Annotated in this window: 11 protein-coding genes; 3 read left to right on the top strand and 8 right to left on the bottom strand. The window is 38.6% G+C overall.

What is annotated here, in order from left to right:
• Positions 1-299 precede the first annotated feature (299 nt).
• Positions 300-830 (bottom strand): hypothetical protein, encoded by a 531-nt coding sequence (locus tag KC820_RS12840; protein WP_212371616.1) that lies wholly within the window; start codon positions 828-830, stop codon positions 300-302.
• A gap of 217 nt (positions 831-1,047) precedes the next feature.
• On the opposite strand from KC820_RS12840, the gene KC820_RS12835 reads away from it, so the two are divergent.
• Positions 1,048-2,094: a C45 family autoproteolytic acyltransferase/hydrolase gene (locus KC820_RS12835; RefSeq protein WP_212371614.1), complete on the top strand. Its 1,047-nt coding sequence runs from the start codon at positions 1,048-1,050 to the stop codon at positions 2,092-2,094.
• Positions 2,095-2,191: 97 nt separating this feature from the next.
• Here the strand turns inward: KC820_RS12835 and KC820_RS12830 are convergent, their stop codons facing one another.
• The gene (locus KC820_RS12830) at positions 2,192-2,689 is read right to left on the bottom strand and encodes a CarD family transcriptional regulator (RefSeq protein ID WP_212371612.1); all 498 of its coding nucleotides are present in this window, start codon (positions 2,687-2,689) and stop codon (positions 2,192-2,194) included.
• A gap of 138 nt (positions 2,690-2,827) precedes the next feature.
• Here KC820_RS12830 and KC820_RS12825 point away from each other — a divergent pair, with 138 nt between their 5' ends.
• Positions 2,828-3,265, top strand: a complete 438-nt coding sequence (locus KC820_RS12825; RefSeq protein WP_212371611.1) for a MarR family winged helix-turn-helix transcriptional regulator — start codon at positions 2,828-2,830, stop codon at positions 3,263-3,265.
• A gap of 76 nt (positions 3,266-3,341) precedes the next feature.
• Here KC820_RS12825 and KC820_RS12820 read toward each other — a convergent pair whose 3' ends face one another.
• From KC820_RS12820 to KC820_RS12795, 6 genes are all read right to left on the bottom strand, one after another.
• On the bottom strand, positions 3,342-4,868 hold the full coding sequence (locus tag KC820_RS12820) for a malate:quinone oxidoreductase (RefSeq protein ID WP_336511052.1): 1,527 nt from the start codon (positions 4,866-4,868) through the stop codon (positions 3,342-3,344).
• 202 nt (positions 4,869-5,070) lie between these two features.
• Positions 5,071-5,967 carry a 3-hydroxyacyl-CoA dehydrogenase gene (locus KC820_RS12815; protein WP_212371607.1) on the bottom strand — a complete coding sequence of 299 codons (897 nt, stop codon included), beginning with the start codon at positions 5,965-5,967 and terminating at the stop codon, positions 5,071-5,073.
• A gap of 64 nt (positions 5,968-6,031) precedes the next feature.
• The gene (locus KC820_RS12810) at positions 6,032-7,690 is read right to left on the bottom strand and encodes an ABC1 kinase family protein (RefSeq protein WP_212371605.1); all 1,659 of its coding nucleotides are present in this window, start codon (positions 7,688-7,690) and stop codon (positions 6,032-6,034) included.
• Positions 7,691-7,746: 56 nt separating this feature from the next.
• Positions 7,747-8,049 carry a phasin family protein gene (locus KC820_RS12805; RefSeq protein ID WP_212371603.1) on the bottom strand — a complete coding sequence of 101 codons (303 nt, stop codon included), beginning with the start codon at positions 8,047-8,049 and terminating at the stop codon, positions 7,747-7,749.
• A 739-nt stretch (positions 8,050-8,788) separates the two neighbouring features.
• Positions 8,789-9,985, bottom strand: a complete 1,197-nt coding sequence (locus tag KC820_RS12800; protein WP_212371602.1) for an aminotransferase-like domain-containing protein — start codon at positions 9,983-9,985, stop codon at positions 8,789-8,791.
• A gap of 411 nt (positions 9,986-10,396) precedes the next feature.
• Positions 10,397-11,779, bottom strand: a complete 1,383-nt coding sequence (locus tag KC820_RS12795; protein WP_212371600.1) for a YjiH family protein — start codon at positions 11,777-11,779, stop codon at positions 10,397-10,399.
• A 329-nt stretch (positions 11,780-12,108) separates the two neighbouring features.
• Here KC820_RS12795 and KC820_RS12790 point away from each other — a divergent pair, with 329 nt between their 5' ends.
• Entirely contained in the window at positions 12,109-12,999 is an 891-nt protein-coding gene (locus KC820_RS12790) for a fructose bisphosphate aldolase (RefSeq protein ID WP_212371598.1), read from the top strand.
• Positions 13,000-13,089: the final 90 nt, after the last annotated feature.

Below are 13,089 nucleotides of genomic sequence, written 5' to 3'. Positions count from 1 at the left end.
GGTACTTCCTTTTTTGTGTTTTGAAACCCTTGCCCTGTAAGGGCTAAGATTTATGAAATTTATTCTAATAAATATATTTTATCTAATCGTATCTATTTTTGTTATCGTTATGGCATATACCGGATTCACAGATCCATAAACACTCCGATTCCTTTCAAAATCCTCTTAGATTAAGCTGGCAATAAGTACTCAGCAATAGCAATTAGGATTACAACGAAGTGCTAAAATGCAAAATAAATTTGAGAACATTGACAACCCCATCTTTACTGAAAGGGATATAATACATTTCAGTTCTATCCTTACAAAATAATTATCGCTGATATAATATGCAGTAAAAAATTCAATCCACACAAAACAATAGCTTTCCACCCGCGACCCAAAATACCTATAATAAACCCAACAAAAGGTAAGATAAATAAAACTAAATGTAGTAAATCTTCCGCTAAATTAGTCATGTATTGATTAAATATTATTGCTAAGAACCAACATATCAAAAATAGTATGAACGTTATTAATCCAGCTTTATGAATTTTTTTCTCGTATCCGCTAACCCAAGCCCTTGCCACTTGGATATAAAAATCATCTTCTTGTTTAGCGACTCTCTTGGTAACAAAAGCATCAACCAATCGAATAGATTGTTTTGAATAAACAGGCACCGGTCCTTCGGTTAAATCAGGATTTAAATGTTTATCTTCTATTAATTTCTTCTCGAACTTTTCTATTATTTCATGAACTTCCTTAAAATTTGTTTTTCCTTTTCTACTTAATGAGCGGTAAATAAAGAAACGAACCACACCTAAGTAAATCTTTGAAAATAGTTTAATCAGCATACTATGCACCTCTTATTTCTGTTCCTTGAGTGTATAAGGAAGAATATGGGTGTGTCAATGGTTGGTGTAAATAACTATCCCTACTCTCAAGTTTTTTAGAGAATCATCCACGCCTGGTTAATCCGGGTGAATTATTATCTATAAAGCGTTCCAATTCCTTTCATTTTTCTTTTAGATTAAACTGGCAATAAGTACTCAACAATAAGGAATGAATTCCATGAACTATTACAGCGACGTGCTTCAATACCGGGGTAGTCATAATGGATTTGGCTACTTCCAAGGGGAGCTACTAAAAGATTCCCCGATTATTCATAACCGTCAAAAACAATGGGGTCCAAAGAAAGACCGTCATTTTATTATTGATAAAAAACTCTTCGAACAGGTAATTAACCGGTTTTCTCCAGCCATTTTGGAAGAAATTCACGGGCTTGCTGATGCATTGGAGATGAGTTTAACGGAGGCTTACCGACTCTTTGGTGGCTATTATAAGGAGTTTGTCCGGAGTGGGTGTTCGATTTTCACGGAACCGGACTTTATGGTAAGAAACTATGACAGCCATCCCGTTGGCTATGAAGGAAGGTATATGTTTTATCAGCCAACCGATCAAGGGTATGCTGTCCTTGGACCTTCCATGCAAATTACCGGCCGGATCGATGGGATGAACGAAAAAGGATTGGTGCTAGGCTATAACTTCACCCATAGCAAAAAATCAAGTGATGGTTTCATTTGCAATATGATTGGACGAATTGTTTTGGAAAATTGCGCGAATGTAGATGAAGCAATCGATTTACTAAAAGAGATTCCTCATCGTCACTCCTTTAGTTATGTGCTCTTAGATCGAAGTGGTGAATCTTATGTCATTGAGGCTTCTCCAAGAAAGGTTGTCTCCCGGAAATCGAATGTGTGCACCAATCATTTTCATTTGCTCGATGAAGAAAATCGCTATCGACAAGAGGAAACAAGACAGCGTGAGAAAACCATTCAAGAGCAACAAAAGCATTCAACCAATCCGATGCAGGCATTTCGGGTGATGAATGATCCACAATATGATGTTTTCTCCAATAAATATGATGCATCCGCTGGTACCATTCACACATCTGCCTACTTTCCGAAAGAGATGAAAGCTTGGTTTGTCATCGGTCCAAATCGCATGCCTGTTATGTTTGACTTCAACAAATGGCTTCAAGGAAACCAGGTTCTTGTTAAACGAATGAAGGGCGAACTCGATTATTCGAGACCTTTTGTGAATATGGAGAGGTTATGACGTAACTAAATTACACACAAAAAAAGCTTGAGCCAAAAGCATGTGATGAACACACATTTCGGTCTCAAGCTTCATTTTGTATATTTATTTCATCGATTTACTGTGCAACTAATTCATCGATTTTCTTTACGACTTTTTCATATGGTTTGTTTAAAACAATAGCGACTTCTCTGAACAGAATGTCTTGGATGTTTTTCAGCAGTTTCCCATCTAGCTCACTAAACTTTCGGCCTTCTTCTTCTGTTTCTTGCTTTTTGCGTAGTAACGTACTTGCTACCTTCGCAATTTCCAAGCGGTCACCTTGATTCAAGATACTTTTATAATCTCTCGTTCTCTGTTGGGGTCTTTCAATCCATTCAACCCCTTCTCCACTGAATGTTTCAATGACTTTTTCAGCTTCGGATTTGTTCATAATTCGTTGTATGTTTTTTTGTTTACTTTCAACAGGAGCATGAATTGTCAAATTCTGATCATTATCAACCGGCTGTAACATATAATACTTTTTCGTAACGCCACCATACGTTTGATCTTTAATATCTTCTACTCGACATATTCCATGTGATGAATAAACAATCAAATCTCCAATGCTCAGCATTATATTGGCTCCCTTATGTTGAATTGTCAACTTAGTTTACTTTAAGTATATCGCTTTAAAACTTTTTTGTCAACTAAGTTGATTTAATGCCCATCTTTTTGTATAGTAACTTAAGAAAATAAAATAGGAGTGAACAGAGTGAGCTTCAACTTACATCAATTAGATTTACTTGATTTAATCAGTGAACGGTATCTGAAGTTACGTAAAATATCTGAAGCACAGTGGAATCGTCATCACGAACTCCCCATTTCTAAATCTGAATGGTTTATATTGTTACGCATTTATCAGGAGAAAGAAACGACTGTTTCCTTTATATCCAAAAGCGTCGATATTACCCGACAAGCAACCCACAAGTTTATCAAGCAGCTTCAAGAGAAAGGACTCGTCGAGGTAGGTGAACAGGAAAACAACCGAAAAGAAAAACGAATTCAATTAACAGCTTTCGGAAAAGAATGCTATGAAAAAAATGAGCAATTACAGGCGAATTTAGAAAAGGAAATTGCCGAGCACATTGGTCAAAAACGACTAGAACAGCTAAAAGATATCTTAAAGATGAACTGGGGAATCGAGGACTAAGAATTTCTTCTCTCCGGTTATATCGTACATAAAAAAGGAGCATGAACTGCCATTAAACAGTCGATGCTCCTTTTTATTATGAATGAGTCGCTTCAAATTCAACGTGTTGAAAGTCTAGTTTTTTTGCTGTGAATTCTTTCACTTCACGAACAAGTTCTGGATTATCTTTTAAGGATTGGCCATACGAAGGAACCATTTCTTTTAATTTTGGCTGCCATTCTTTAACACGGTCTGGGAAGCATCTTTCAATCAATTCAAACATGATGGAAACAGCTGTAGAAGCACCCGGCGACGCCCCTAATAACGCAGCCATTGAACCGTCCTCCGAACTAACTACTTCCGTACCAAACTTCAGAATTCCTTTGCCTTCATCTGTATCTTTAATAATTTGCACGCGCTGACCAGCTGTTGTCATTTCCCAATCTTCATCTTTAGCAGTTGGGATAAACTCGCGTAACTGGTCCATCCGCTTCTCTTTCGATAGCATTAATTGCGAAATGAGGTATTTGGTTAACGTAAAGTTTTTCATTCCACCCGCTAACATCGTCGTTAAGTTATTCGGTTTAATGGAACTGAACAGATCTGCGTTTGATCCCGTCTTCAAAAATTTCGGAGACCAGCCTGCAAACGGACCGAAAAGTAACGATTCTTTCCCTTCGATCATACGCGTATCCAAGTGTGGAACGGACATCGGTGGCGCTCCAACCGGTGCTTTTCCATACACTTTGGCATAGTGTTCTTTAACGAGTTCTGGTTTTTGTGTAAATAGGAATTCTCCACTTACTGGGAATCCACCTATTCCTTTACTGCCTGGAATGCCTGTCTTTTGAAGTAAATGAATACTTCCACCACCAGCCCCAATAAACACGAAGTTAGCTTCATGGAACGTGACATTCCCGCTCGCGACGTTTCGAACCTTTACTTCCCACGTGCCATCTTCATTTTGCTCAAGGTCATCGACACTATGCTTGTAATGAAGGTCAACACCTTCCGTTTCCAAGTGTTCAAACAGTTTGCGCGTTAACGCACCAAAATTGACATCTGTTCCATCATCAATACGTGTTGCAGCGATTGGTTCGCTAACTTTACGATCTTTCATCATTAATGGAATCCATTCCTTCAATTTTTCAGGATCATCAGAGAACTCCATATTTTCAAATAGTGGGTTATCGACTAATGCTTCATACCGCTTTTTCAAGTACTCAACATTTTCTTTCCCATGAACAATACTCATGTGTGGTAATTGAATCAAGAACTCTCTCGGTTTATCCATTAGTCCCTTATCTACTAAATAAGACCAAAACTGTCTCGATTCCTGGAACTGTTCATTGATTTTCAAAGCTTTGGCTGTTTCGATTGTTCCATCTGGCTTTGCTGGTGTATAGTTCAGCTCACATAAAGCTGAGTGTCCTGTACCGGCATTATTCCATTCGTTGGAACTTTCTGCACCAGGGCCATCTAGCTTTTCAAACACTTTAATGCTCATATTTGGGTCCAATTCTTTTAAAATAGATCCTAATGTCGCACTCATAATCCCTGCACCAATCAAAATCACATCTGATTTATTTGTTGTTTCACTCATAAGTAACCTTCCCTTACAAATTGTAGTGAGTATTCGCTTATGTAAGCGCTGTCCTCCAGCACAATTTTATTATTCAAACATAACTTATAAACGTTATATATTATATCACAAATATTTACATGCTTAAATACCTCACGCTTGTTTTATGACACATTTTGACTGAAATATAGAAAAGCGTATAACCTCATTACTTAAACAGGTTATACGCTATTAATAATCTGTCCTACTTATTTAAGAAATCAGGGTCTTGATAGGATGGATTTGGATACGAATAAAAACCTTCACCAGATGAAATACCCATCTTTCCTTGGTCGATATAGTTTTCCTTTAGATACTGTGCAATCTTTTTGGCGTTTTCATCTCCATTTTGCCCTTTATAAGCATTGATGTTGTACGGTGTCGTCATACCGATAATGTCCAATATTCCCATTGGACCTCTAGGTGATCCCGTTGCAATCATCCACGTTTTATCGATTGTTTCAACATCAGATACTTCATTAACTAAAAGAGATAAGCCTGAATTCAAGAATGGTACAAGCAAGCTATTCAAAATATACCCTGGCTGTTCTTTGTGTAACTCTAGTGGTACCATGCCGATTTCTTTTGCAAATTCAACAACTTGGTAAAAATGGTCCATATTCGTCTTTTCATGTTTCATGACTTCCGCAGTATTGTTAATCCAAATTTCGTTGGCAAAGTGCAAGGCGAGGAATTTTTCTGGACGACCTGTCGCTTCAGCAAAATCGCTTGGTAGCAATGTCGATGAGTTGGTCACAAAGACTGTTTTTTCTGGAGCAACTTCTGCTAGTTTGTGATAGAAGTCAATTTTGATATCTGTTCTTTCTGGAACAGCTTCAATTACTAAGTCTGCATCCTTTGTTGCTTCCTTCAAATCTGTATAGAATGTGATACGTTCATAAGCTTGCTGTGTCTCTTCTTTCGTTGCATCAAGATCTTCCTGATAACGTTGCATCCATTTTTGATATCGTTCTTTTGCTTTTCCGATTGCCTCATCGTTAACATCATATACTGAAACAGTGAATCCTTTATAAGCTGTTTGGTAGGCAATTTGACTACCTAATACGCCGCTTCCTGCTACTGTTATATTTTTAAAGCTCATTTAAACATCTCCTCATAAAAGTTTTTCTACAATATTATTTTACTATAACATTCTCGGTTTTACACTAAAAACGCCCGGAACGGAATATAGAGTAAATCATCCAAGCCAACATACCAACAGCAATGACAAATCCTATTTCAAGTGCTGGAATATCCCACAGGACAGAGCTTTGACCAGCAATCGCAGATCCGATGATGACACCGGTCATGATCAAACTGAATGCTAACAAGATGATGCTAAATGACAGCAGGTTACTGACACGGTCCATTTTAGAAAGAAGATAGTTCAATGCAGGCATCTTTATCTCGACGGGTATCTTTCGTTCTTTCGCTAAAGCTGTCAGCTCTCTCACAATCTCCGGCATATCCTCAATAACATCTGCATACTCATCGACATGATCATAAATTTCTCTCGCAAAGCGTTTCGGATGGTACTTATCTCGCATCAATTTACGACCAAATGGTTCAGCGGCTGTGATAATGCTGAAATCAGGGTCCAACTCCGCTACGACGCCTTCTAAGATAAGCATCGTTTTTCCAATTAAGGTGAAATCTGACGGCACTTCAATCTGATGTTTATGAGCGATTTGAAACATGTCCGTTATGGCCTGACCTAAGCTGATTTCACTAAATGGAACATCATAATATTTGATGAGGAATTGATCGACGTCGCCTTCCCATTCATGCTCGTCAATATCGGCCGGTACGACGCCCATCCGCCTCATTGCTCGTGTCATCTTTTTCGTGTCTTGACTCGTCATAGCAATCACTATTGAAGCGAGGTCTCGTTGCATCTCTTTTGAGAGTCGTCCAACTAACCCGAAATCCATAAAGGCGATCCCTTCTTCTTCAGGTAACGCAAAAAAGTTTCCGATGTGAGGATCGGCATGAAAGTAACCATCTTCAAACATTTGATAAAATATGGCTTGCACGAGCTTTTCGGCGAGCCACTCATTATCATATTGAGCTTCGAATAAACTTTCTTGGTCATCGAGTTTTATGCCTTCTATATATTCCATCGTTAGCACTCTTTTCGTCGTATAATCCCAGTATATTTCTGGGATATACACTGTCGAATCGTTCTCGAATTGCTTGGCCATCATATCCGCATTACGACCTTCATGCTCATAATCCAGCTCATCTTTAATCGCCTTTTTAAACTCAGCGACAACGTCCACAACTTGATAACGCCGCGCCCAATCCAACCGTTTTTCAGCGCGTTCTGCCATTTCATGAAGAATTTCCAAGTCGATATGTACTTGTTTACCGACATTTGGACGTTGGACTTTCACTGCTACTTTTTCACCAGTCGGCAGAACAGCTTCATGGACTTGTCCAATTGAAGCAACTCCTAATGGCGACTGCTCAAATGAAGAGAACATTTCTTCCATTTTTCCATCCAATTCATCCTCAATAATTTCTTTTACTTGATCAAAGGGAACAGGAGATATATGGTCTTGTAGTTTCGATAGTTCTTTTCTTATATCTTTTGGAATTAGATCTGGTCGCGTGCTCGCAAGTTGACCTACCTTAATGAAAGTCGGCCCCAAATCTTCTAAGAACTGCCGAATTCGTTCTCCTACCGTTTTCTCTTTTGAACTTTGATCACTATGGATTAATAGACGACGGGGCAATGAAAAAACACGATCCAAACCTAATTCCTTCACGAAAAATCCGAATCCATTTCTCGTAAATGCTGTAGCTATATCACGATATCTAGCCATATGGCGCATCTGCTTTTGAATAATTCCTATCCCCTCCTTTCCATCATCTAGGACACTTATTGTTCTTTATTTAGCTGGCGTTCAAGCTGATGGATGCGGTTTTCCAACCGCTCATAATCTTTTCTCGTCGGCACATCTAAATCCTCAAGCTTCTTTCTTAGCCTCGCTTTTGCTTTTTGGTTCCACTCTTCTTGACTTTGCTCACCTTTCGCTTCGATTTCTGATAGTAAGCTATTCGACTCTTGCTGGGAGAGTTCCCCTTTTTCACGCAGCTCCTTCAAAATTTTATCAGCTTGCTCTTTTCCAACTGCCGCTAATCCTGCACCGATTGATAAACCTTTCTTGAATAAGTCGCTCATATTAATAAACTCCTTCCGACCAAATATTTCCTTAAGTTATTAATACCCTGAACAAAACAAACGAAAACTTAACGAATAGCAAGGGCGTTCTCGACGAAAAATTGAACTGCCTGAGTGCGAGAGATGGTATCGAGATACGCTCTCAATGACAAATCGAACTGCATAATGCATGAAAATGTCATCGAGAGGTGCTCTCGACGACAAATTGAACTGCCTTATACACGAAAAGTGCATCGAGATAGGTTCTCGATGACAAATCGAACTGCATAATGCATGAAAAGGTCATCGAGATGCATTCTCAATGACAAATCGAACTGCCTTATACACGAAAAGTGCATCGAGATAGGTTCTCAACGACAAATTGAACTGCACTATACATGAAAAGGTCATCGAGATGCATTCTCAATGACAAATCGAACTGCATAATGCATGAAAAGTGCATCGAGATAGGTTCTCAATGACAAATTGAACTGCACTATACATGAAAAGGTCATCGAGATGCATTCTCAATGACAAATCGAACTGCATAATGCATGAAAAGGTCATCGAGACGTGCTCTCGACGACAAATTGAACTACCTTATACACGAAAAGTGCATCGAGATACGCTCTCAATGACAAATCGAACTGCCTTATACACGAAAAGTGCATCGAGATAGGTTGTCAATGACAAATTGAACCGCTTAAATGCCAAAAAGGTTGTTGAGACGCACCAAGAGCATCATTCAACAACCTATTCTTTATTTATTCAAATGCTTTTTAACGACTTGACTTAAAATCTCAACTGCCGACACCATTTCTTCTCGACTGACGAAGCTAAATGATAGCCTTAAATAGGATAGTCCTTCTTGTTCATGAACGAAAAAATGCTTTCCTGGCACGTAGGAAACTCCTGCTTGCATCGCCTCAACTAATATTTCCGATGTATTTATTCCCGGAATATTGACCCATACGAAGTATCCGCCGGAAGGTTGCTGCCATGTAGCAATTTCTCCCATATATTTTTCTAAAGATGAGATTATTGTTTTACAATTTTGTTGATAGACTTTTCGAAGCATCTCGAATCGTTTTTTCATGTCTGTTTGAATTAAGTAAGAACCAAGCGTTGCTTCTGCAAATGGATGATCTAAATCTTTTTTAAACCAAGCGAGTGGCTCAATTAGATCACTTCTCGCAGCCACATAACCTACTCGCAATCCTGGTGCAATCGTTTTAGAAAAAGATCCGAGGTAAAGCACACGACTTCCACTATCCATTGCTTTTATTGGGGTCGGTCGCTCCTCAAAATACAATTCACCATAAGCATCATCTTCAATGATCAAGAAGTTATATTCGCTTGCAAGCTCCAATAAATGTCTTCTACGATCAATCGACATTGTCGTTCCTGTTGGGTTATGAAAACTTGGAATTGTATACACTAGCTTTGGCATCGGCAAGTTCTTTTCTTTTCGATCCTTCAATGTTTTTTCAAGCTCTTCCGTTTGCATTCCATTTTCATCTATAGGAACAGTAATGAAATGATCGGTATAATTCCTGAAAACTTCTAACCCTTCCATATAGCTTGGTGATTCAACGACGACCAACGTGTCTCGGTCAATAAACGTTCTTGCAATTAAGTCAATGCCTTGAATGGCGCCCGCTGTCACTAATATTTCTTTCTCCAATAGCACAACTCCACGTTCTACGAGTCGCTCACGAACAAATTTTTTCACTGTATTGACTCTCTTACTACCTAAATACTGAAAAGGCAGGTTTTTCTCTTCGTCAATTAAAGCGCACACCGCCTCGTTCATTTCGTTATAAGGGACAAGGCTTTGCGCCGGGTAACCTGCACTGAGTGGAATGCAATAGTCGGGGACAGGTGGCATCCATTCGCCAGGCGGATCATTCTTAAGTGCAGCTTTCGTATTTTTCGTAAAAAATAATTCTGGATTCATTATGTATCTACCTTTCCGTTAGGTTTTTTAAGATTAGTAATGTATACATCTTACGAGTTTCCTTGCTAGCTAGAGATTGAGCGGTTGGCATCCGATTTTGAACGTGTTTTTATAACCTTTCCGAAAGATCGCTCGCTGGAAATATGCGACCTACTTTTGAATATATGCCCCTGCTCGATTTCGATTTGCTTCCAACTCGTACAGATATGCGCCCTTTTGTGCGATTTATGTAACTGTAATGAAAATATATGGGTACAAATCTAAAATATATGCTCCCAGTGCCAAATTACCGCTCTGTATTATTCTCCTTCAAGAGAGCCTTTACTCACAAAAACGAACAGAAAGTATCCATTAATCAGAATACCTTCTGTTCTAAAGATAAAGGAGTTACCGTTAACTTTCAATTACAGATTAAAAGAAAAGTACGTGTGCCATTATTGCAGCAATTGGCAACGTAATTACCGTACGTTGAATGAAAATAACGAAAAGTTGAACCACCGATAAAGGGATTTTAGATTTAATTAACAAAATCCCAATTTCAGACATGTAAATGAGCTGAGATAATGACATCACTCCGATAACGAAACGAGTCAATTCGGATTCAATTCCACTTCCGACAACGGCTGGCAAAAACATATCTGCGAAGCCGACGAGCATGGCAGGAGCCGCTGCTTGAGCTTCAGGTATCTGTAAAAGCTGCAGGAACGGAACGAACGGATAAGACAAGTAATCAAAAATTGGTGTGAATTCTGCAACCATCAATGCGATTGTACCAAGTGCCATCACGAGAGGAATTAATGAGAACCAAATATCGATGACATTTTGAACACCGCTTCTGACGACACTCTTATAGCTTTTGACTTCCTCTGCTTTTTCAACTGCTTTTTGAAAACCCCATTGAAGGGTAGAAATTCCTTCAGGTACTTCTTCGTCAATTTGTTTCCCTACTGGTGCATAATACGTATCTTTTTTCAACGAAAGGGGTGGAATTCTCGGACAAACTACTGCAGCGACAATCCCACAAACAACTACTGTCGCATAAAACTGAACAAATAAGTGATCGATGTTCAAAAACCGTGCAATGACTAAGCTAAATGCGATAGAAGCGATTGAAAAGTTTGTTGCCACAACTGCCGCTTCTCTTTTTGTATAATAACCAGATTCATATTGTTGAGTGGTCAACAATACACCAACTGTCCCACTCCCCATCCATGACGCAAGCGCATCGATCGATGAACGTCCAGGAAGTTTGAACAATGGAGCCATCACTTTACGTACGAGCGTTCCGATGAAGTCCATTAAACCAAATTGCAATAACAGTGGCATGAATAAACAGGCAAATAAAAACCAAACCATTAAAACTGGACCTAGATCAAATAGTACAGTACCTCCAGTTAATCCAGACCTTACGACTTCTGGACCAAGCTCAGTCAGTGTAAGAACCGCAAACACAGCACCAATAATTCGTAAAACTAACCAAATTGGCGATACGTCTAATAATGCTGTCAAAAAAGAACTATTTTTCGCTGTATTGTTTGGAGCAACCTTTATCCAAACCGAAGCTACTGCAGACAAGACGATTACTATTGTAATGAACATTGGAATATAATCCGCAGTTGCTCCCTGTAATGCATCGGCCATTACACCAAGCCCGATTGTTACCGTTCCGTCAACCGAAAGTGGTACTAAAAATAAAAGCACCCCAATGATTGATGGGATTAAAAATTTCAACGTCTGTTTTACTGAGTACCCTTTCTTCACATCGAACTGTTCAGCATGTTGTACTTTTTCCATAAAGATCCCCTTCTTCCCTTTCCTTTTTAACTGTTTTGAATAATGTATCATAAAAGTGTATAAATAATCAATACTAATTTTCAATTATATAAAACATAAGTTGAAAATAAATAATATAACACTTATGAAAGCGACTCTTATTCGCAGTTTTTCTTTTTACATAGAAGTATAATTATTCATCCTACACAGAATGCATTGCACCAAAAATCATGATGATAGTAATAAAAGAACAAGCTCTTTCTCAACTTTTTATGTGTCACTGTATTAGATGGGCAGAAAATGTTAGAATAGTAAGAGGATATGGACTATCAATAATAGGAGTGAGTTAAATGAACGAAAATCATTTCAACAGAATGAAGAATGACAATGGATTCGTTGCTGCATTAGACCAAAGTGGTGGTAGTACACCAAAAGCACTTGCTGCATATGGCATTAAAGAGGATGCATATTCTAACGAAGAGGAAATGTTTGACCTTGTCCACGAACTTCGGACACGCATTGTCACTTCACCTGCATTTTCTTCGGATAAAATTTTAGGTGCGATTCTTTTCGAACAAACGATGGATCGCAAAGTTGAAGGTAAATACACAGGCGATTACCTTGCAGATAAAGGAATCGTTCCATTTATAAAAATCGATAAAGGGTTAGCTGAAAAAGAAAATGGCGTTCAAATGATGAAGCCTATGCCTGAGTTGGATGAGCTATTACGTCGCTCAAATGAGCGTAATATGTTTGGAACGAAAATGCGTTCCGTTATCCATGAACCGAACGAGGAAGGAATTAAAGCAGTAGTCGACCAGCAGTTTGAAGTAGCTAAGCAGATTATTGATGCTGGACTAGTTCCAATCGTTGAGCCGGAAGTTGATATTAATAGCTCGGACAAAGAGAAATGTGAAGAGTTGTTGAATGAAGAAATTCTTAAACATGTAAACGAACTCTCTGAAGACGAAAACATTATGCTTAAACTAACCATTCCAACAAAAGCTAACTTGTATAAAGAATTAATCGAACACCCTCGTGTCGTTCGTTTTGTCGCTCTTTCCGGTGGTTATTCACGTGATGAGGCCAATGAAAAATTGAAAGAAAACGATGGCATGCTAGCGAGTTTCTCACGCGCACTTGTCAGCGACTTGAATGTTGACCAAACAGATGAAGAATTCAACAAAACACTTCAAGAAGCTGTTGATTCCATTTATGATGCTTCAGTAAATAAAAAATAACGTCACAATTAACAAGAGGCTGGGACATAACTAGCCAAAACTAAGTAAAAAAAGGTACCAATCATCAATTTTTGATGGTTGGTACCTTTT

The organism is Allobacillus saliphilus, assembly GCF_018138385.1.
GTDB lineage: Bacteria > Bacillota > Bacilli > Bacillales > Alkalibacillaceae > Allobacillus > Allobacillus saliphilus.
Note: the sequence above shows the minus strand (reverse complement) of the source record. Positions and strands in the feature narration are given on the sequence as shown.